The organism is Chitinophaga sp. NPDC101104 (genome assembly GCF_050277495.1).
Classification (GTDB): Bacteria; Bacteroidota; Bacteroidia; order Chitinophagales; family Chitinophagaceae; genus Chitinophaga.
Genome location: NZ_JBNNSF010000001.1, coordinates 1,258,571 through 1,280,317, shown reverse-complemented (window position 1 = coordinate 1,280,317; position 21,747 = coordinate 1,258,571). Strand labels below are relative to the sequence as shown.

13 protein-coding genes are annotated in these 21,747 nt (G+C 55.5%); 4 read left to right on the top strand and 9 right to left on the bottom strand.

What is annotated here, in order from left to right:
• Nucleotides 1–28: 28 nt before the first annotated feature.
• The 6 genes from ACQKLP_RS05305 to ACQKLP_RS05280 form a co-directional block, all read right to left on the bottom strand.
• Nucleotides 29–4,858: a PKD domain-containing protein gene (locus tag ACQKLP_RS05305; RefSeq protein WP_427320749.1), complete on the bottom strand. Its 4,830-nt coding sequence runs from the start codon at nucleotides 4,856–4,858 to the stop codon at nucleotides 29–31.
• Nucleotides 4,859–5,039: 181 nt separating this feature from the next.
• A complete protein-coding gene (locus ACQKLP_RS05300; RefSeq protein ID WP_427320747.1) occupies nucleotides 5,040–6,332 on the bottom strand; it encodes an MFS transporter in 1,293 nt (430 codons plus the stop codon).
• Between the two features lie 35 nt (nucleotides 6,333–6,367).
• Nucleotides 6,368–7,030 (bottom strand): bifunctional 4-hydroxy-2-oxoglutarate aldolase/2-dehydro-3-deoxy-phosphogluconate aldolase, encoded by a 663-nt coding sequence (gene eda, locus ACQKLP_RS05295; protein ID WP_427320745.1) that lies wholly within the window; start codon nucleotides 7,028–7,030, stop codon nucleotides 6,368–6,370.
• 3 nt (nucleotides 7,031–7,033) lie between these two features.
• Nucleotides 7,034–8,032, bottom strand: a complete 999-nt coding sequence (locus tag ACQKLP_RS05290) for a PfkB family carbohydrate kinase (RefSeq protein WP_427320743.1) — start codon at nucleotides 8,030–8,032, stop codon at nucleotides 7,034–7,036.
• On the bottom strand, nucleotides 8,032–9,426 hold the full coding sequence (gene uxaC, locus ACQKLP_RS05285) for a glucuronate isomerase (protein ID WP_427320741.1): 1,395 nt from the start codon (nucleotides 9,424–9,426) through the stop codon (nucleotides 8,032–8,034). Before uxaC ends, ACQKLP_RS05290 begins: the two co-directional genes overlap by 1 nt.
• A 6-nt stretch (nucleotides 9,427–9,432) precedes the next feature.
• Nucleotides 9,433–10,902, bottom strand: coding sequence for a tagaturonate reductase (locus tag ACQKLP_RS05280; protein ID WP_427320739.1), 1,470 nt, complete (start codon nucleotides 10,900–10,902; stop codon nucleotides 9,433–9,435).
• A 276-nt stretch (nucleotides 10,903–11,178) separates the two neighbouring features.
• Between ACQKLP_RS05280 and mnmA the strand changes: the two genes are divergently transcribed.
• Nucleotides 11,179–12,270 (top strand): tRNA 2-thiouridine(34) synthase MnmA, encoded by a 1,092-nt coding sequence (gene mnmA, locus ACQKLP_RS05275; protein ID WP_341843019.1) that lies wholly within the window; start codon nucleotides 11,179–11,181, stop codon nucleotides 12,268–12,270.
• 55 nt (nucleotides 12,271–12,325) lie between these two features.
• Here mnmA and ACQKLP_RS05270 read toward each other — a convergent pair whose 3' ends face one another.
• Nucleotides 12,326–13,489, bottom strand: a complete 1,164-nt coding sequence (locus ACQKLP_RS05270) for an Fmu (Sun) domain-containing protein (RefSeq protein WP_427320737.1) — start codon at nucleotides 13,487–13,489, stop codon at nucleotides 12,326–12,328.
• 117 nt (nucleotides 13,490–13,606) lie between these two features.
• On the opposite strand from ACQKLP_RS05270, the gene ACQKLP_RS05265 reads away from it, so the two are divergent.
• On the top strand, nucleotides 13,607–15,016 hold the full coding sequence (locus ACQKLP_RS05265; protein ID WP_427320735.1) for a serine hydrolase domain-containing protein: 1,410 nt from the start codon (nucleotides 13,607–13,609) through the stop codon (nucleotides 15,014–15,016).
• Nucleotides 15,017–15,182: 166 nt separating this feature from the next.
• Nucleotides 15,183–16,598: a serine hydrolase domain-containing protein gene (locus ACQKLP_RS05260; RefSeq protein WP_427320733.1), complete on the top strand. Its 1,416-nt coding sequence runs from the start codon at nucleotides 15,183–15,185 to the stop codon at nucleotides 16,596–16,598.
• A 58-nt stretch (nucleotides 16,599–16,656) separates the two neighbouring features.
• Here the strand turns inward: ACQKLP_RS05260 and odhB are convergent, their stop codons facing one another.
• Both odhB and ACQKLP_RS05250 read right to left on the bottom strand, forming a co-directional pair.
• Entirely contained in the window at nucleotides 16,657–18,225 is a 1,569-nt protein-coding gene (gene odhB, locus ACQKLP_RS05255; RefSeq protein ID WP_427320731.1) for a 2-oxoglutarate dehydrogenase complex dihydrolipoyllysine-residue succinyltransferase, read from the bottom strand.
• A gap of 95 nt (nucleotides 18,226–18,320) precedes the next feature.
• Entirely contained in the window at nucleotides 18,321–21,068 is a 2,748-nt protein-coding gene (locus tag ACQKLP_RS05250) for a 2-oxoglutarate dehydrogenase E1 component (RefSeq protein ID WP_427320729.1), read from the bottom strand.
• 274 nt (nucleotides 21,069–21,342) lie between these two features.
• Here ACQKLP_RS05250 and rpsT point away from each other — a divergent pair, with 274 nt between their 5' ends.
• A complete protein-coding gene (gene rpsT / locus ACQKLP_RS05245) occupies nucleotides 21,343–21,597 on the top strand; it encodes a 30S ribosomal protein S20 (protein WP_126245164.1) in 255 nt (84 codons plus the stop codon).
• Nucleotides 21,598–21,747 lie beyond the last annotated feature (150 nt).

Here is a 21,747-nt window from a genome sequence, read left to right as displayed (position 1 = left end):
GCCGCTTTCATTTTATGGATAAGTTAGCTTACCGGATCACGGTCACCGTTCCCCGGAAAATGAATGTGCTGCCATCTTCGCACACGGTTTCGATCGCGTAGACGTACGTTCCGTAAGGCGAGGTTTTGTTTTTCCAGCTACCGTTCCAGCCCGCCGCCGGATCGTTCAGCTGGAAGTGCGCGTTCTCGAATACCAGTCCACCCCATCTGTCGTAAATCCGCATCCAGCTTACTTCCTTGATGCCGCGCCCTTTGGGATAGAACCATTCGTTGATGCCGTCTTTATTGGGGGTGATGGCGTTAGGCATGAAAACGCTGCCCTGGTCGCAGCCTACCGTCACCAGCACATCGTCGATCGCTTTGCACCCGAACCGGTTTTCCACTTCCAGTTTATAACGGGTGGTAAGGTCGGGAAGCGCGCTAGGAGCGGGACAGGTAGGGCAATCCAGGTATTTTGGCGGCGTCCAGGTCCATTTAACGATGTCGGAGCTGCCCTGTCCGCCCAGCACCACCGGGATCCCGGACATCACCACGCGATCGGGCCCTGCGTTGCTTGTAGGCGCGGGATGCACGTCTACCCGAACGGTGGCATCGTCCGTGAAACATCCGTCGGCATCGAAGCCGGTTACTTCATACGTGTAATTGCCGGTGGATTTGATGGTGGCGCGCGGAAGGGGAACATCCGTCTTATCCAGCCCCTCCCCTTTCCACAGATAATGGTCTGCACCGGAAACCCGCAGCGGAAGCACGTGCCCCAGGCACAAAGTGGTATCGGGCATGGTTTGGATATGGAACGGCTGCGCTACGCGAATGCTGACTTCGTCAGAATTGGTGCATCCGTTGGCGTCCGTCACCGTCACCTTATAATCTGTGTTTACGTCAGGAGCCGCCACCGGCGTGGGAGACGAAGGATCGTCCAGCCCTTCCACCGGCGCCCACCGGTAGCTGATGCCTCCGCCTGCGCTCAGCGCCGTGCTGTTGCCAAGGCAAACGAAAGACGCAGCGGATGCGGCATTCACCACCGGCGTTGGCGTGATATTGATCTGATGGACGGCGGTATCGTTACATCCGTCTTTGCTGGAAACGATGAGTTGCACGTCCGTGAGCCCGGGCCTTGAAAACGCCTGTCCGCCGGGTTGTTGTGCGGTGCTGGAACTTCCGTTGGCGAAGTCCCATTTCCAGGTCACATCGTTTACCACGCTTACCGCGCCGCTGAACGTTACCTGCGCGTCCTGGCAAGCCTGCAGCGGCGCCGTGATGGCCGAAACCGGCCGGGGGAACACGTGTACGGTCTTGTTCACTGTTTGGGAACATCCGTAAGCGGTGGTGGTGGTAAGAGTGAAAGTGAAATCCTTCTGCTGATCGAGGTAGAAACGGGGCTGGGCGGTGGTTTCGTCCTGAACGGTCAGTCCCGCGTCGAACGTCCATTTGTAATCCGCCGCTTCTTTTAGCTCGTCGATGGAATAGCTGTTGAATTCAGGCTTGAAATCGATCCAGCCATTATCGCACAGGAAATCCGGCGTGGTGTTCAGTTTTACGTCCAGTTTATCGATCACGATCGGATCTTTGAGGAATGCGGTGCCTTTGCATCCGGCCTGGTCAGACAGGATGAGGCGCGGTTTGTACACACCTGGATCTTTAAAGGTATGCTTGATGGAAGCGGCCGTTGTTTCCGTTACTTCCCCGTCCGTAAAATCCCATGCAAAATTCACGGCATTCACCGCATCCACCTTAAACTCGATCTCTTTCGTGAGGCAACCGCCCGTGGCGGAAGTGGTGATCGTGGCATAGGGACCTTTCACTTCCACTTCCTGTTCAAATTCGTCTTCCGTTCCCGCATCACCCACTACTTTCAGTTTCACTTTGTATTTGCCGGCGTAGGTGTAGGTGTGGGAAGGATTATCCAGCGTGGAGAAGCTTCCGTCGCCAAAATCCCAATACGAGCTGCTGTAATTGAGCGAAACATTCGTGAATTTGGCAATCACCGGTGGGCAGCCGCTGTTGTTGACGAACGTAGTCGTAAATGTAAAATCCGCGCTCACGCTCGACACCTTGATCTGTTTTTTTATACTGTCGGTACACCCGTTATTATCCCTTACCAGCAGCTTCACGGTATATAAACCTTTGTCGGGGTACATTTTGTTCGGGCTGTAATCGGTGGAAGTGGTCCCGTCCCCGAAATCCCACTCATACGTTGCATAGCCGCCCGTTTCGCTGGTATTGTTATAGAACCAGACATCGCCGCCCGGCCGGATCAGGTTGGCGCTGGGCGTAAAATCGGCGTTGGGGCCGTTTACCTGGAGGTAGCTCCCGTCTGCCGAATTGCTGCATCCGTCTTCGTCGGTAACGGTCAGCCTCGGATAGAAGTACCCGGATTTATGGTAGGTATATTTGAACGGGGGCGCCGTGAATATTTTGGGCCCGGAACCGTCGCCGAAGTCCCAGGACCAGGTCTTGATGGGTTTGCCTTTCGAGATATCGGTCTGGTCAACGAAATTCAGTTCCGTTCCGCGGCATTCCAGCACGTCGGGTGATTTGAATTTGGCCAGCGGGCCGCGCACGTTCACTTCCACTTTGTTACTGGAATCGAGGCATCCCTGGTGGTTGACCGCCAGGAAGTGGATGGTATTTTTACCGGGCTTCAGGTTGGTGTAGCTTACCTTTTCGTAGTTGTAGTTGTCCCACTGCGGCGAGGAGCCTTCCGAAGAAATCCAGCTGTAATAGTAATAGGAATAATACAGCGACCGGTCGATGGTCAGCAGCGTGGCTTTGAGGGTTTCGTTGCCGCAAAGGTCCGATTTATCGGCGCTGATGGTGATGGTGCCCGGCGCGTATACGTCGATGGTGGCGGAATCGGTGCTGGTGCAGGTGCCGTCGGAAACGGTGAGTTTCACGAGATATTGGCCGGTTTTGTCGTATTTATGGGAAGGATGGGTTTTGGTGGTAAAGGCATCTTCCTTTCCATCGCCCCAGCTCCACTTCCAGCTGGTGATCGTTCCGATGGATTGATCTTCGAAGCTGATGGTTGTCCGGTTATTGCAGTCGATATCTTTCCTGGCGAACCTGGGGAAAGGGTTGACGGCTTTGATGAAGGCCGTTTTGGTGATGGTGGTCGCACATCCATTGTTAGACACGGTCAGCGACACGTCGTACGTTCCGGGCTCGCGATAGCTGTGTTGCGTATGTTGGCTGGAGCCGCCGTAATAATCCCCGAAGTTCCAGCTGAAGGAAGTGCCCACATCCGTAGTGGCGTTGAATGTCACCCAATTGTTCCCGCAGATCTGTGGGGCCTGAGGAGAAGTGAAATCCGGCGTTGGTTTTTTATACACGCTGATCTGGTAGAAGGAATACAAGCTTGCGGTGCCTTTGCAGCCGTTGGCCGTGGTATAATTCAGTTTTACGACGTAGTTGCCGGCTTTGTTGTAAGTGTGTGTGGGCGTGGCTTCGGAGGATTTGGGGCTCCCGTCCCCGAAATCCCATTCATAGCTTGCGATATCGTCTCCGGTGGTACTGCTGGCGCTGAATGCAGGGGAAATCCCTTCACAGCCCGCCGCAATGTTGGTGTAGGCGTAGATTTCCGGTTTCTGGACATGGATGTACCGTTCCGCAGTGCTGGAGCAGCCCTGTGCATTGGTGGCGGTCTGTTTGATCCAGTAATATCCCAGGCTGGTGTAGGTGACGGTGGGGTTCCGCTGCGTGGAGGTTTGGCCATCCCCGAAAGTCCAGCTCCAGCTCGTAGCGCCGGTCGAATTATCGGTCAGTTTCACGGTGGCGGGCACGTCGCAGATCGCCGCCTGATCGATAGAGAAACCGGCCTGTGGCGCGGGTTTCACCACATAGTCTTTGGTAATGGTTTCGCGGCAGGTGCCGTAATCGGCCGTCATGGTCACTTTTACGGTACCGGCGCCGGCGGGCGAATAATAAGCGGAGCCGCCCCAGTAACTGATATATCCCTTATCGACGCTCCAGGTCACGTTATCGGCCTGCGGCGAATTGCTGGCGGTGAAATTGGTGCTGCTGTTTTCACAAATGCTGGCGGGCAGATCGAAGTTCGTTTTATAATTGGCGACGTTGATCTCTTCCGAAGTTTTGGACGCCACGCATCCCCTGTCGTTGGATACGGTGAGGGTGATTTTATACACACCTCTCGCGGTGTACGTATGCGAGCCCGGATTGGCGCCGGTAGCGGTTTTCCCGTCGCCGAAGTCCCATTTGTAAGTGAGGGCTCCCGGGCCGGAGGAGGCGTTGGTGATCGTCACCGTTCCCGGAGCCGAACAAATAAACCGGTCAGACACGCTGAAATCGGCCGTGAGCGTGGCACCGGCATCCACGATGTTGGAGATGACCTTAGACGCCGTACATCCGTTGCTGTTGGTGACGGTAAGGGTCACGGCGGCTTTCAGGACGTTGTTGTAGGTGTGGACCGGGCTGCTGCCGGAGCCGGTGGTGCCGTCGCCGAAATCCCAGCTTTGTGTGCTGATGGTGCCGTTGACGGGATTGGATTTGTCGGTAAAGGTAACGTCGAACGGGATGCAGCCTTTCACCGGACTGGCCGCGAAATCGGGTTTGGGATTGGCCCAGACGGTGACGGTCTTTTCGGTGGAATGAGTATTGCCGGCGGCGTCTTTCACCGTGAGCGTCACTTTGTAAGTGCCGGGCGAAGTGTAGGACGCGCTGGGGCTTTGGGCCGTTGATACGGACCCGTTGCCGAGGTTCCACTGCCAGGAAACGGGGTTCCCGGTAGAATTGTCGTTGAATTTAGTGATGAGGCTTTCGCAATCGCTGGATTTACTGGGTGTGAAATCGGCCCTCAGCTGCGCTTTGGCGGAAATGCCAGCCCAACTGAGCAGGATAAACAAAATGGTACAGGTTACTGCAAGTTTCGGGATAACCCTGGTGATTAGGGACATATGCTGCTGTTGGCCCGAAAATTACGCAAAATTACTTATATCAGTAGGGTAGCACGGAACTGGCTGGTTATCAAAAAGAAACGGCGCAACCGGTGAAAGTTGCGCCGTAAACTATGATACATCGTAAAATCTATGCTGCTGCAATTTCCACCTGCTCCATTTTAGGAGCGAAGATGTGCATCATGATCCAGGCGAGCAGGTACATCACGCCGCAGATCAGGAAAAGGATATTGTATCCCGCATTGATGTTGCCCAGGGCTTTGTAGTGGTCGAGCAGCGCGCCGACCACGATGGGGAACAGCATCCCGCCCAGCGAACCGGCCATACCGCCGATCCCTACCACGGAGCTCAACGCGAACCGCGGGAACATGTCGGACGCGGTGGTGAAGATATTGGCAGACCAGGCCTGGTGCGCAGCCGCAGCCAGACTGATGAGCGCCACCGCTACCCACATATTATCGGTAAATCTCGCCGTCATGATCGGCAATACACAGATCGCGAAGATGAACATGGCGGTTTTGCGCGCTTTGAATACCGGCATACCGCGCTTGATGAACCAGCTCGACAGGTATCCGCCGCCAATGCTGCCAACGGTTGTAGCCGTGTACACGATGATCAGCGGCAAGCCGAGGTTTTTCATATCGAGTTTGAAAGTGGTCGAGAAGTAGGAAGGCAGCCAGAAGAGGAAAAACCACCAGATCGGGTCTGTCAGCAGCTTTCCGAACACGAAAGCCCAGGTTTGGCGGATGCCGAACAGTTTCAGCCAGGGCACTTTCTGCTTGGTGCCAGAATCGTCTACCTGGTCGCTGTGAATGTATTCATATTCCGCTTTGGTGATTTTCTTGTGGCGGGCGGGGATTTCGTACATCACGATCCAGAAGATCAGCCAGATGAAGCCTACAACGCCCGTCCAGATAAACGCTTCCTGCCAGCCGTACGCGTTGGCGAGCCAGGGCACAACTGCCGGCGCCAGTACGGCCCCGATGTTTGCGCCGGAGTTAAAAATCCCCGTTGCGAAAGCGCGCTCCTTCTTCGGGAACCATTCCGCAACGGATTTGATCGCCACGGGAAAATTCCCCGCTTCGCCCAATCCCAAAACTGCACGGGCAGCGCCGAAACCGAAGGTGGATTTCGCCAGGGCATGTGCCATGGCGGCTATGCTCCAGATAATGATCGACACACTGTAACCTACTTTGGTGCCTACCTTGTCCACAAACCGCCCGAATATGAGCAGGCCGAATGCATAACAGGCGGAAAAAACCATTACGATCTCGCCATATTGGCTCTCCGTCCAGTTAAACTCTTTCTCCAGTACGGGTTTTAAAATACCGATGACCTGCCGGTCGATGTAGTTGATAGTGGTAGCAAAAAACAACAAGGCGCATATTCGCCAGCGGTACCGGCCAATTACAGTGGAATTCATGTCAGTTGAGTTGTTTAAGGTATGATCATTACAAATTACTGCAATGACCGCAATAATGCAAACGTTTGCTTAATTTTCTCTCCGAGGCTTTCCCAATCGCGGTTTGCAAGGATTTCTTTTGGTATCAGATTGGAACCCATCCCTACGCAGGCCACACCGGCGCCGAACCACGCTTTCAGGTTGGCGGCCTCCGGTTCCACGCCGCCGGTGGGCATGAACTTCAGTCCGGGGAACAGCGGTTTGATGGCTTTTACGAATTCGGGGCCGAGGGCGCTCCCGGGAAAGAGCTTCACCAAAGCCGCACCGTTCTTCTCCGCCACGGATATTTCCGTAGGCGTCATACAGCCCGGGATCCAAAGGATGCCGGCCCTTTGGCAATACGTCGCCGTTTCGGGGTCCACCACGGGGCATACGATGAAATCGGCCCCCATATCGGTGAATGTACGCGCATCGGCCACGTTCTTGATGGTACCGATGCCCAACTGCATATCGGGCATGGACGCGGCTTTCAGATCGCGCAGGTGAGCAAAGTTCTGCCGGGCCTGCTCTCCGCGGTTGGTAAATTCGAAAACGCGGATGCCGCCTGCATAACAGGCTTTCATCACTTCGGCGCACACTTCCGGATCTTCATGATAAAAAACCGGGATCACTTTCGTGCTTTCGAATGCTTGTAAGATTATTGCTGGTTGCGTTGTCATTTGCTACATCATTTGGGTGATCGTTTCGCGGGGCGTGAGGTTGAAATCCCCCGTCCTGAAAAGCTTCGTATAAGCCGATGCGGCGGCAAAACCGATGGTCTGCTGCGGATCGAGCCCATGCAGGTTCGCATGTATCAATCCCGCCATAAAACTATCGCCGCTGCCTACACGGTCTATCACATCGTTCGTTTCATATTGCCGGCTCACGTACAGCTCGCCCCCGGTATAATACACGGCATAATACAAATTGTGCGTGGGCCCGTCCGAAAACCGGAACGTAAATGCCACCCGGTCGCATTTCGGGAATTGCGCGGTGATGGCCGCCGCAGATGCGCGCGCTGCCTGCAAATACCCGTCTTTCGTATTCCCGGCAATAGCTTCCTGGTTGATGGGCACGCCCAGCATCATGTCTGCCGCCCAGATATTGCCCATGATCACATGGCAATATTGCGCGAGCGCCGGCATAACGTCCCGCGGCGATTTGCCGTATTGCCACAGTTTGCTGCGGTAATTGAGGTCGGTGGAAATGGTCATCCCCTTCCGGGTAGCCGCTTCCAATACTTCCCGGCAAATCTCCGCCGCGTTGGCGTTGAGCGCGGGCGAGATGGCGCTCCAGTGGAACCAGTCCGCCCCGTCCAGCAGCGCGTCCCAATCCACCGTTCCCGGCACGATCTCACTGAAGCTGGAATATTTCCGGTCGTACACCACTTCGGCGTTTTTCAGATCGGCGCCCTGCTGCAGGTAATACGCCCCGATGCGGTCACCTCCCCAAAGCATCCTGTCTGTCCGGATGTTCGCGGCTTCCAGCTGTGCCATGGCCTGGCGGCTGAGCCCGTTGTCGGGCGCTTTGCTGATATACGCCACGCTATCGCCCCAGGTGCCCAGGGCGGCGGCTACATTGGCTTCTGCGCCGCCCACGTACATGGCCGCGCGGTGGTTGGCCCATTCGGGCGAAAGCCGGAATAATATTTCTCCGAAAGTGATGACTGATACTGGTTGCATTAAAAATTAAAATACGCCTTGGCGTTGTTATAGCATATATCCTGCACCATTTTGCCCATCCAGGGAATGTCGGCGGGCAATTCTCCGTTCTCTGCGTCGTTGCCGAACAAATTACACAATATTCTCCTGAAATACTCATGGCGGCTATACGACAAAAAGCTGCGCGAATCGGTCAGCATGCCCACGAACCGGCTGATGAGGCCCATATTGCTGAGCGCGTTCATCTGTTTTTCCATGCCGTCTTTCTGATCGAGGAACCACCATCCGGAGCCGAACTGCATTTTACCAGCTACGCTTCCGTCCTGGAAATTGCCCACCATGGTGGCGAAAACTTCGTTGTAGGAAGGGTTCAGGTTATACACGATCGTTTTGGCCAGCTGATCGTTGGCGTCCAGCCGGTCGAAGAACCTGCTCATCGCTTCTGCCATGGCCCAATCGCCGATGGAGTCCACGCCTGCGTCTGCCCCCAGTTTTTTCAGCAGCCGGCTGTTGTTGTTCCGGATCGCGCCAACATGGAATTGCTGCGCCCAGCCTTTCTCGTGGTTCCACTGGCAGATGAAGTGCAGCGTCGCGGATTTGAACATCGCGGTGGCGGCGGCATCCAGCTGGCGCCCGGAGAATACTTGCTGGAAAGCCTTTTCCAGCGCGGATTCCGTAAAATCGCTGTAAATGAAGTAATTCAGGCCGTGGTCAGACAGGCGGCCTCCCGCTTCATGGAAGTAATCGTGCCGTTTTTTCAGCGCCTCGATGAGGGAATGGTAGCTGTGGATCTCGATCCCCGCAGCGGCGCCCAGCTTGTCCAGGTAGGCTTTGAATGCCTGTGGGTCTTCCACCGCCATGGCCTTGTCTGGCCGGAAAGTGGGCAGCACCTTGACACCGAAGCCCTCGGCCGCCAAAGCCTTGTGATGCTCCAGCGGGTCCGCCGGATCGTCGGTGGTGCAGAGCGCCTTCACGTTGAAATGCTGCAACAGGCTGCGGGTGGAATATTGCGGAAGCTGTGCGTTACAGGTTTCATAAATCTTCGCGGCATTGTTGCCGTTGAGCGTTTCGCGGATGCCGAACGGGTTCGCCAGTTCCATGGCGCTCCAGTGGTAGAGCGGGTTCCGGGCGGTGAAGGGCACGGTTTCCGCCCACATGCGGAACTTCGTGAAATCGTCTGCCCCGCCGGTAATGAGGTCTTCGGATACACCGTTGGCCCGCATGGCGCGCCATTTATAGTGGTCGCCCTTCAGCCAAACCTCCGTCATGTTCGCGAAGGTCTTGTTCTGCGCGATCTCGTCGGGCGGCAGGTGGTTATGATAATCGATCACCGGCATGTCTTTCGCATAATCGAAATACAGGCGACGGGCCGTTTCGGTTTGCAACAGGAAGTCTTCGGACAGAAATTGTTTCATATGCGATTATAAAACCTTGGAATGGTGGATGATATATTCCTTTACCCCGTTCTGCATCATGCCGATCAAATGATCGGTAACGGTATCGGCGAAGCCGGGCAGTTGATTGAGATCGGTTTGCCAGAGGCGGTCGTCCCCGCAAATTTCGCGCACCATGGCGGATATTTCGGGATACCCCATTTTCGCAACCGATTTCCAGTAGGCAGCGAAAATAGCGGCGTTCTCGTCGGTGATATCGTAGAACTGATCGCCGCGCTGGCCCTGGAATTTACCGTCGTGCTCGCGCGCGGGCTTCAGGAAAAGCAGGGTGCACGCGAACCCGAGCAGCATCATTTCCGGCAGCAATCCTTTGCTTTCGCGGTAGCGGAGCATGGTCTGCACGTTCCGCGCGTTCATTTTGCTGCTTTGCTGGAAAGTGATGGAAATAAGTTTGTGCTCGATAGACGGGTTGTCGAACCGGTCGAGCACGTCGGCGGCGAATGTGGCCACCTGGGGACCGAGGTTTTCGAGCGTGGGGAGGATTTCGGCCTTCACCACGGTTTCGAAGAACCGCCGCATATGAGGGTCTTGCATGCACTCGTAGACGGTGTTCAGCCCGGAAAGGTAGCCGAGGGTCACTGCGGCGGTGTGACTGCCGTTGAGGATGCGGAGCTTTTGTTCGCGGTACGGGGTAATGCTGGGGGCAATGAGCATGCGGTCGTCTGTCTGGTGAAAAGCCAGTTTCTGCGCCACGCCCGCGTCTCCTTCGATGGCCCAGAGGAGGAAGGGTTCCGAATCGATCCAGAGCTCATCTTCATATCCGGCTTCTTTCCAGCAATCGGCCAGGTTTTTCGGGCGGCCGGGCACGATACGGTCTACCAGCGAACTGCAAAAGCGGTTGCCCTGGCTGATCCATTGGATGAACTGTTCCGGCATTTGGTTGAATGCCGCCAGTTTGAGGACGATCGAACGGAGCAGTTCCCCGTTATCCACCACCAGTTCGGTAGGGATGATGACGAAGCCAGGGAGCTTCCTGCGGTAGCGCTCGAACAGGATGGCGAGCAGCTTGCCGGGGAAAGACGCGGGCACCCCGGCGCCCACGTTCTCTTCCACATATTGTATCCCCACTTCCGTCGTATTCGAAACGATGATCTCCATGGAAGGCTGACATGCCGCCTCCAGCACCGCCTCCCAATCTGCATTCGATTGCAATACACGGCTAACAGAAGCGTTGATGAGGTATTGATCGATGGGCTTGCCCTGCGATACGCCTTTGATGTGGGTGGTAAACAGTCCATCCTGCGCGTGGAACGCTCCCGCGTCTCCACCGTCGGTGCTTTTCACGATGGCGATGCGCCCGTTGAACACGCCCTGTTTGTTGGCGTTATCCACGAGGTAGTCCACCAGCCCGCGCAACAGCACGCCGGTCCCGAACTGCAATATTTTTTCCGGTAACTGAAAATGGTCCGATGTAATGCCCCACTCGGGGTGATTCATAACGTGTGGCCTATTCAAACGAGGTAGCATGCATTCAAATTTTATAATATGTCAGGCTAATTTCCGATAAATATAAAATTAGCCGGTGACTTTTTTGACGAATAGTTAAAGAATTTAGACAAAAATGGGATATCAATCGTTGTAAATCCCTCGATATTGAATTTTTTCCATCCGGCGGCATCGGGCTTCCGCCTATGGGCTATCAGCGATATCTATAGGCCCGGCCCCCTCGTTCCGGGGATTTTCAGTAATTTTGCACGCTAAACCGTTAGGAAAATGAGCAAGCATGGAAAAGTGCTGGTAGCCATGAGCGGTGGGATCGACAGTACCGTGACCGCCCTTATGCTCCATGAGCAGGGATACGAAGTAGTGGGCATCACCATGAAAACCTGGGATTACGCTTCCGCCGGAACTTCCAAAAAGGAAACCGGCTGCTGCAACCTGGATTCTTTCAACGACGCCCGCGCCGCCGCCGTGCACCATGGCTTCCCGCACTTCATACTCGATATACGCGACGAATTCGGCGATTTCGTCATCAATAATTTCGTGGACGAATACCTCGCAGGCCGCACCCCCAACCCCTGCGTGCTATGCAATACCCACATCAAATGGCGCGCCCTCATGAAACGGGCAGACGCCATGGACTGCGCCTTCATCGCCACCGGCCACTACGGCCGCATCCGCGAGGAAAACGGCCGCGGCGTCATCAGCAAGGGGGTAGACGAAACCAAAGACCAAAGCTACGTGCTCTGGGGCCTGGAGCAAGACGTGATCAAACGCACACTCCTCCCCCTCGGCGGCTACCGTAAAACGGAAATCCGCCAGATGGCATTCGATTTCGGGTACCCGGAACTGGCCAAAAAAGCGGAAAGCTATGAAATCTGCTTCGTGCCCGACAACGATTACCGCGGGTTCCTCAAACGCAAGGTGGAAGGGCTCGAAGAACGGGTAGACGGCGGCAATTTCGTGCTGGCAGACGGCACCATCGTCGGCAAGCACAAAGGCTATCCCTTCTACACCATCGGCCAGCGCAAAGGGCTCGACATCGCCCTCGGACGCCCCATCTTCGTCACCGAGATCATCCCCGAAACCAATACCGTGGTGCTGGGCGACGAAGTGGAGCTCAACCGTTCGGAAATGAATGTGGGCGGCATCAACCTCGTGAAATACGACCAGCTTTCCGAAGGCATGGAAGCTGTCGTAAAGGTGCGGTATAAAGACAAGGGCACCCTCGCCAACCTCTATCAGGGCGAGGACGGCCTTACCAAAGTGCATTTCTACGAACAGGTGAAAGGCATCGCGCCCGGACAAAGCGCCGTTTTCTATGAAGGGGACGATGTGCTGGGAGGCGGTATCATCCGCAGATAAGGAAAAAACTTCCGTAAAATATGAGGCCCCTCCGAGCGGAGGGGCCTTTTTATTATCATTTGTCCCGTTGCGCCACGGTCACGAACATGGAATCCGCGAACCGCCGGAACCCTTCCACCACCGTACTTTCCACGATCCGGAGCCCGCAATCCCGCGCCAGGAAAGCGGCCGCGTCTTCGTTCTCTTCCTGGAACACCGAACAGGTAATGTAAACAAGCGTTCCACCCGGCGCCAGGAACTTCGACACGTTCTTCGCGATCTTCTTCTGCAATGCAGCGTACTCCGCGATTTTCGCCGCTTCGAAAAAATACAGGTTCTCCGGAGACCGGCCCCAGGTACCGGAACCGGTACACGGCGCATCGAGGATGATACCGTTGAAAGATGTATGCGGCAAATGGCCGCCCAGCCCGGGACTGGTAAGATCGAGCGTGCGCGACGCATAATCCCGAATACCCGCTTCAGCAAAGCGTTTGCGGAGGTTATCGAGGATTGAAGAACGGACGTCGCTCACCAGCAGGCGGATATCCGGCTCCTGATCGTGCAGGAGGATGGATTTGCCCCCGCTGGCGGCACAGCAGTCCCACCAATATTCTTTCGCTTTGGGATGGAACCGCAGCCCGGTTTCCTGGGAAGAGAGGTCCTGTATCTCGTACCAGCTTTTCTCCGGCAGGATAGCTTCGGTTTTGGTACCGTTGGGAAGGGCGATGGCGTCTGTCCCGACGGTCGCGTATACGACGCCGGCCTGTTCCAACTGTTTGATGATCGCTTTCTTTTTACCGGGGCGTGCGCGGATGAAGAGGCGGGGTTGCTGGAAGAAGGATCGGGTGAATGCATCTGCCTCTATGGAAGGCGACAAGTGAGCCTGGAAGGGGAATACGGCGGCGGGGTCCCAGTCCAGCTGCGCGATGGCCAGTTTTTCGGCCAATGGCGACGAAATGTGTTTGGCGAATTCCGGGCGCAGGGATTCCAGCATGGCGTCTGGGGCCGTTTCACAGAGGAAGGTGGCCAGCAGGAGGCGGTCTTCCACCGGCATATCCGTTTGCCAGCGGCCCAGGCGGTAATAGCGGTAAACCAGCTGCTGGACGGTTTTACGGTCGCGGCTACCCATTTGGGGCCTCGATTTGAAGAATTGCTTCAGAAAATGGTGCAGCGGCACGCTGCCATCGTATTCTTCCAGCACGGCTGCGGCCGACCGGAGGTAATTTTCCCATCGCGTCATGGGCGCAAAGATAAACCTATCCCGCGAAAGCCGCATTTCGAAACCGCCCTTCTCCGGTTGATCACACTGCCGTCATTCGTATAGTGAAAACCGTAATTTTAGGAAAAATCCCCTTCCATGCAACTTTTCAAAACCCTGCTTTGCCTCCTGCTTCCCCTGGGCGCATTTGCGCAAAACGCCCGGGAAAACCAGCGTCGGGTAGAAAACAACCTCATGCCCTGGGTACGGTTCGAAGGCCGGGCACCCATGCGATTCAACATCGAAGAAAGATTGAAGGCGCTCGAAATCGTCGGCGTAAGCATCGCCGTAATCCGGAATTATAAAGTGGAATGGGCGAAAGGATATGGATATGCCGACAAGGAAGAAAATCGCCCCGTCACCACCGAAACCCTTTTCCAGGCCGCTTCCATCAGCAAATCCGTGAACGCCGTCGGCCAGCTGAAACTGGTACAGCAAGGGAAAGTGGACCTGGACGAAGATATCAACGTTTACCTGAAAACCTGGCACCCGGATACCAGCCGCGGAAAGATCACCCTGGCGCACCTCCTGAGCCACACCGCCGGCCTCAGCGTACACGGTTTCCCCGGATATGAAGCCGGCCAGCCACGGCCTACGGTGGAACAGATTTTACAGGGCAAAGCGCCCGCCAACACGCAAAAAGTAACGCCGCTGTTCGCACCTGGCGAGAAACTCGAGTATTCCGGCGGAGGTACCACCGTTTCCCAACTCATCCTCACCACCGTTACCGGCGAACCGTACGACCAATTCATGCAGCGCGAAGTGCTGGACCCCATGGGTATGACATCCAGCACCTACCGCCAGCCGCCTGGCCCGGAAAAGGCGAAACAATTGTCCAGCGGCTATTACCGCGACCGCAAACGTGTTCCGGGAAAATATCATATCTACCCCGAACAGGCCGCCGCTGGCTTGTGGACCAACCCGCTCGACCTGTCCAGATTCATCATCGAAACCCAATTGTCGAAAGAAGGAAAATCGGCTAAAGTATTATCGCAGGCCATGACGCAAAAGCGCCTGACGCCGTACCTCAATGAAGAAGGGGCGCTCGGCGTTTTTTATACGCCGGAAAAGAAGTGGTTCGCGCACTCCGGCGATAACGAAGGCTTTTCCTGCACTTACTATGGCAGCGTGGAAGGCGGGAACGGACTCGTGATCATGACCAATTCCGACAATTCGCTCATTATCGACGAGATCGTCCGCAGCATCGGGGAGGTGTATGGCTGGACGGACCTTATGCCGCATGAAACCCTACAACCAGCCGTGCCTTCAGACAGTGTAAAAACCTCCTGCCCTGGAACTTATAAAATGAACGACCAACAACTGAAGATCCAGCCGTCCGGTGATGGGCTCGTCATTACGTTCGAGCAAAGCCCGGCCTGCAAAATCTATTTTACCTCGCCCAACACTTTTGTCATCACTGAATTGCCGGCCATGTTCGTGGTGGAGAAAGACGCCGTGGTCCTGAAGTTCCGGGGGCGCGAATTCCGGCACGTCCGCCAGAAAGATTGATCCGTATGCTCAGAAATATAGGAAGGGCGGCCGTTTGTGCCGCCCTTTTTGATGTACACTCAGAACAAGCCCCAGGCATCCCGCTTCCCTTCCTCACCTTATCAAGCGGATCAAACTGCGGCCGATCGTGTAATGAAAACCGTAATTTCAAGGAAAATCCCCCATCATGCAATTCCTCAAAACCCTGTTATGTCTCCTGCCGTTGGGCGCATTCGCACAAAGCGCACAGGAAAACCAGCGCCGCGTGGAAAACAGCCTCAGCCCCTGGGTTACGTTCGAAGGCCAGCAACCCTTGCGGTTCAATATCGAAGACCGGCTCAAAGCCCTCGAAATCCCCGGTGTCAGCGTCGCTGTCATCAGAAACTACAAAGTGGAATGGGCAAAGGGATATGGATATGCCGACAAGGAAGAAAAACGCCCCGTCACCACCGAAACCCTCTTCCAGGCCGCTTCTATCAGTAAATCGCTCAACGGTGTGGCGATCCTGAAATTGGTGCAGGACGGTAAGCTCAAGCTGGACGAGGATATCAACACTTATCTCAAAACCTGGCATCCCGATCCCAATAAGGGTACCATTACCCTGGCGCACCTGCTGAGCCACACGGCGGGGCTTACCATCCACGGTTTCCCGGGATACGAAACCACGGACAAATTGCCCACGCCCGAACAGGTCCTCCTGGGCAAGAAACCCGCCAACACGAGCGAAGTCAAGCCTTTTGCCGCGCCCGGTGAAAAAATGCAATACTCGGGCGGCGGTACCGTTGTGACCCAGCTGATCCTGCAAACCGTTACCGGCGAGCCTTACGAACGATATCTCCAGCGCGAAGTGCTCAACCCCATGGGCATGACGCAGAGCTTCTTCAACCAGCCGCCGCCTGCAGACAAGGCCGCGCTTTTAGCCACGGCGTACGAGCGCGACGGAAAGCCCGTCAAAGGGAAATACCATGTGTATCCCGAGCAGGGCGCCGCCGGCCTGTGGACCAACCCTACCGATCTGGCGAAATACATCATCGAAACACAATTGTCCAAAGAAGGGAAATCGGCGAAAGTATTGTCGCAGACCATGACGCAAAAACGCCTCACGCCGTACCTGGACAAAAGTTCCGGTCTCGGCATCTTCCTTAAATTCAACGATCGCTGGTTCAACCACAACGGCGGCAACTGGGGATTTGCCAGTATGTATTACGGTACGATGGAAGGCGGCAACGGATTCGTGATCATGACCAATTGCAATAATTATCTCATCATGGACGAAATCGCGAAGGCCGTGGCGGAAGTGTATGGCTGGAAGGATTTCCAGATCGCGGAAAACTATCCCCTCCTCCAGTCGATACCTGATAGCCTCATGGCGAAATATACCGGGCAGTTCAGGAGCGAAAGCGGGAATACCAACATCGTGATCAGCAGGACGGGGAACGCGCTTTCGGCCGCATTCAATAATGGGCCGGCGTGTAAAATGTATTTCACTAAACCGGAAACGTTCGTTATCACCGAAGATGCGGCCACGTACACATTTTCCGGGGATACGCTGAAACTGTGGACGGGCAGGCCTCCGGCGGTCAATTTCCTACGGAAGAAATGATCCAAATAAAAAGGGCGGCCATAGCGGTCGCCCTTTTTTCGATATACAATTACGGTAATTATACTTTCAGCAGCGCTTTCACGGGATCCTTGCCGAACAGGAGCTGTTCGGGATTTTCGAGCATGTCTTTCACGCGAACGAGGAAGCTCACGGATTCGCGGCCGTCGATGATGCGGTGGTCATAGCTGAGGGCAACGTACATCATGGGGCGGATCACGACCTGGCCGTTAACGGCCATGGGGCGTTCCTGGATTTTGTGCATGCCGAGGATGGCGGATTGCGGGATGTTGATGATGGGCGTGCTCATGAGGGAGCCGAACACACCACCGTTGGTGATGGTGAAGGTACCGCCGGTCATCTCGTCCATGGTCAGTTTGCTGTCGCGCGCTTTGGTAGCGAGTTCCACCACTTTCTTCTCGATGTCTGCCATGCCGAGGCTTTCGGCGTTGCGGATCACCGGTACCACGAGGCCTTTGGGGGCGGATACGGCGATGGAAACGTCGCAATAGTCGTGGTAAATGATCTCATCGCCATCGATGTAAGCGTTCACCGCGGGGAATTCCTGCAGGGCGAAGCAAACGGCTTTGGTGAAGAAGCTCATGAAACCGAGGTTCACACCGTGGGCGGTTTTGAAGGTTTCTTTGTATTTGGAGCGGATCGCCATGATGTTGGTCATGTCTACCTCGTTGAACGTGGTGAGCATGGCCGTGGTGTTTTTGGCTTCCACGAGGCGGCGCGAAACGGTTTTGCGGAGGTTGCTCATTTTCTCGCGGCGGTCTGCGCGGGAGAACAATTCCTGGCCGATGGCCACGCCGGGGTTCTGGAGGGCGGCGAACACGTCGTCTTTCATGATCTTGCCATGGGCGCCGGAGCCTTTGATGCTGGCGGGGTCCACTTTTTTGTCGGCGAGCACGGCGGCGGCAACGGGACTGGCTTTCACATCGTTGGGGATGGAAGTGACCGGGGCCTGTTGCGCGGCGGGAGCGGCTTTCGGCGCTGCAGGGGCGGCCTGGGGCGCGGGAGCCTTGCCGGCCGGGCGGGCGGCGGATGTATCGATCTGGCAGGCTACGTCGCCGATGAGCAGCGTATCGCCTTCTTTCGCGATGGTTTTGAGGACACCGGCTTCTTCGGCATTCAGCTCGAAGGTGGCTTTTTCGGATTCCAGCTCGCAGAGTACTTCATCCCTTTCCACATAATCGCCGGTTTGTTTGATCCATTTGATGAGGGTTACTTCACTGATGGACTCCCCAACGGTAGGGACCTTGATATCGATCGTGCCTTTGTTGGACGCGGGCGCGGCCGGTGCGGCGGCTTCGGGCGCCGGTGCAGGGGCGGCTGCGGCGGGCGCTGCTGCTGCCGGGGCGGCAGGTTGCGGCGTTACGCCTTCCGTAGCGTCTGTGTCGATGGTGGCGGCTACGTCACCGATGTTGATGGTGGCACCTTCTTCGGCCACGATCTTCAGCACGCCGGATTTTTCGGCGGTCAGTTCCAGTGTGGCTTTTTCGGACTCCATCTCGCAGAGCACGTCGTCCTGGTGTACGAATTCGCCGTTCTTCTTCAGCCATTTAGCGATGGTAACTTCGCTGATCGATTCTCCTACCTGAGGTATTTTAACTTCGATAATCATGTGTATAACCCTCCCGTAAAATGTAACGTTAAAAATTCATGGGTAAAATTAAGGGGATTCCGGTTAGCGCGGCTTCCTTTTCTTTTACTTTATGCTTAAATGTTGAATGCGGTGTCGATGATTTCCTGTTGCTCCTGGGCGTGGACCTTGCCGTAACCCGTTGCCGTGGCGGCGCTGGGGTTGCGGGAGATAACGCCGTAGTTGAACTGTTTGAGGTTCATCTGCAGGAATCCGGCGGCGCCCATGTTCAGGGGCTCTTCCTGCACCCAGAACCACGTTGCGCCCTTGTACTTCTGCTGGATGGCCTCCAGTTGCGCGATCGGCAGCGGGTACAGCTGCTCCAGGCGAACTACCGCCACATCCTTCCGGTCTTCCTTCATTTGCTTTTCGCTCAGGTCGAAATACATCTTGCCGGTGCAAAGCAGTACTTTCTTCACCCGCGCCGGTTCGGTGATGAACGGATCGTCCAGCACCTCCTTAAAACCGCCCTGCGTGAAATCGGTAACGGGGCTGTAGCTCCGGACGTGGCGCAGGTTGGCTTTGGGCGAGAAGTTGATCATCGGCTTGCGGAACGGCAGCGCGAGCTGGCGGCGCAGGGCATGGAAGAAGCTGGCCGATGTGGTACAGTTGGTAATGAAAATATTGTATTCGGCGCATTGCTGCAGGAAACGCTCCAGGCGGGCGCTCGAGTGCTCGGGGCCCTGCCCTTCGTAACCATGCGGCAAGAGCATCACCAGCCCGCTCTGCTTCTGCCATTTGGTTTCGGCGGAAGTGATGAACTGATCGATGAGCGTTTGCGCACCGTTCATGAAGTCGCCGAACTGTGCTTCCCAAATGGTCAGCGCATTAGGCGTGGCGATGGAATATCCGTATTCGAAGCCCAGCACGGCGAACTCGCTCAGCAGGGAATTATAGATGCGGAACTTGCCCTGGTTGTCGCCGATACGGCTCAGGCGGCTGTATTCCTCGTCGTTTTCCTCGCTGCGGAGCACGGCGTGGCGGTGCGAGAAAGTGCCGCGCTTCACGTCTTGCCCGCTGAGGCGCACGTCCTTACCGGATTGCAGGATGCTCGCGTAAGCCAGCAATTCGCCCGAAGCCCAGTCCAGCAGCCCCTGTTCGGCGAACAGTTTCTGTTTGTCCTTGAGCAGTTTGTCCACCTTGCGAAGCGTTTTGAACCCTTCGGGGATGGCCATAATGTCTGCGAACAGTTTGTCGAGGTCGGCTTTGGAAATGGCGGTGTCGGGGGATTTGACGAAATCTTCCGGTGTGGATTTCCGCAGTTCCTGCCACCAGACCTCCGGGGCCTGGTACTTATAGGGAAGCGGGTGTTGCTTTACATTATCGAGCCGCTCCTGCAGGTCTTTCCAGAAAGCTTTTTCCATTTCCTGCGCGATGGCCGCGTCTACGTCGCCGTTGGCGATGAGCTCGCGGGAATAGATTTCGCGGGGATTGGGGTGTTTTTCGATGGCTTCGTACAGCTTGGGCTGGGTGAACTTGGGATCGTCTCCCTCGTTGTGCCCGTGCTTGCGGTAGCACACCATATCAATATAAATGTCGGAATTGAATTCCTGACGGTAGCGCGTGGCGATCTCGGCTACTTTCACGGTGGCTTCCACATCGTCGCCGTTCACGTGAAAAACGGGCGCCTGCACGATGGAGGCTACGCTGGTGCAGTAGTCGGACGAGCGGGCGTCTTCGAAATCGGTGGTGAAGCCGATCTGGTTATTGATGACGAAGTGCATGGTGCCGCCGGTGTAATATCCGCGGAGCTTGCTCATCTGCGCCACTTCGTATACCACGCCCTGCCCTGCGATGGCCGCGTCTCCGTGGAGGAGGATGGGGAGGATCTGGTCGTAGTCGCTGTTATAGATGACATCGGCTTTGGAGCGGGCGAAGCCGACAACAACGGGGTCTACCACTTCCAGGTGAGACGGGTTGGGCGTCAGCTGCACGTTCACTTCCTTACCGGCCGGCGTCTGGATGCTGGCGCGGAAGCCGAGGTGGTATTTTACGTCGCCCGAGCCCATGGTGGTGTCGGGGATGGCGGTGCCTTCGAATTCGGAGAAGATCTGTTCGTACGTTTTGCCGAGGATGTTGGCGAGCACGTTGAGGCGGCCGCGGTGGGCCATGCCGATCACGGCTTCTTTCACGCCGTATTCTGCGGCGGTGTTGATCATGGCGTCGAGCGCGGGGATGGTGGTTTCACCGCCTTCGAGGGAGAAGCGTTTCTGGCCGATGTACTTGGTGTGCAGGAACTGCTCGAACATCACGCCCTGGTTCAGTTTGGTGAGCACGCGCTTCTTCTGGTCGGCCGCGAGGGGTTTGCGGAGGGTGGTCTCCATTTCCTTCTGCAGCCATTCGATCTTTTTCAGATCGTTGATATAGGTGAACTCGATGCCGACTTTTCCGGCATAGATCTCTTTTACATGTTGAACGATTTTTTCGAGGGGGGCTTTGCCGAGGCCAACGATCTGGCCGGCGAAGAACTCCGTTTTGAGGTCGGCGTCGGTGAGGCCGAAATGCGCGAGGTCAAGATTGGCTTGCCGGTCTTTTCTTTCGCGGATGGGATTGGTTTTGGCGATGAGGTGGCCTTTTTTGCGATAGGCCTGGATCAGGCGGTAAACGCCCAGTTCCTTCGTCAGCTGTTCGTTCGATACTCCCAGCGCAGTGGTGCCGGTTGCCGCCGCACCCGCTTTCCCGTTCACGTTGCTTACCGCAAAGTCGAATCCTTCAAAAAATTTGATCCATTCCGGGTCTACCGAGGCCGGATCCTCGCGGTACGCATTGTACAGCGATTCTATGTACGCCGGGTGCGAGTTGGTGACAAACGAAAAGTCCTTCATTTACAACGAATTTAAGCTTGGTCTTTAATTCTGCTTTAACCTATAACAAGAAAAAAGTGTTACGGGATTGCAAATATCGCTAAAGATTTGGGATTTTATGGGCTTTTTACCGGATTTACAGGGCGGAAAACGTGACCCGGATTTCACTTTTTTTTAACATCTTTGCAGCACAAAGGAAAGGGGAAGTCTGTCCAAATCCCGAATTCCCGGTTTTTATTTTTGTTTATCCAAAGATAAAACATACCTTTGCCGTCCGAAACTTGAAATTTATACAATGGCAAACCATAAAGCAACGAAAAAAGACGTACGTCAGAGCAGAGCGCGTAATGAACGTAACCGTTACTACGGGAAAACTACCCGTAATGCCATGCGGGATCTGAAGAAGCTGACCGACAAGGCAGCCGCTACCGAGAACCTCCCGGAAGTGCTGTCAATGATTGACAAGCTGGCTAAACGCAACGTTATCCACAAGAACAAAGCAGCTAACCTGAAAAGCAAGCTTACCCTGAAGGTAAACGCGCTCGCTTAATTATCAGGCTGTTAAACTTATAAATCAGCTCTTCCCTGCAATACGGGAAGGGCTTTTTTCATTTCCTGTATTCCCCGCGCCCCTGTTCAAATATCCACCCCGCCCCTGAAGGAATCCCCCTATTGCCGTATATTTACACCACCTTCCTAA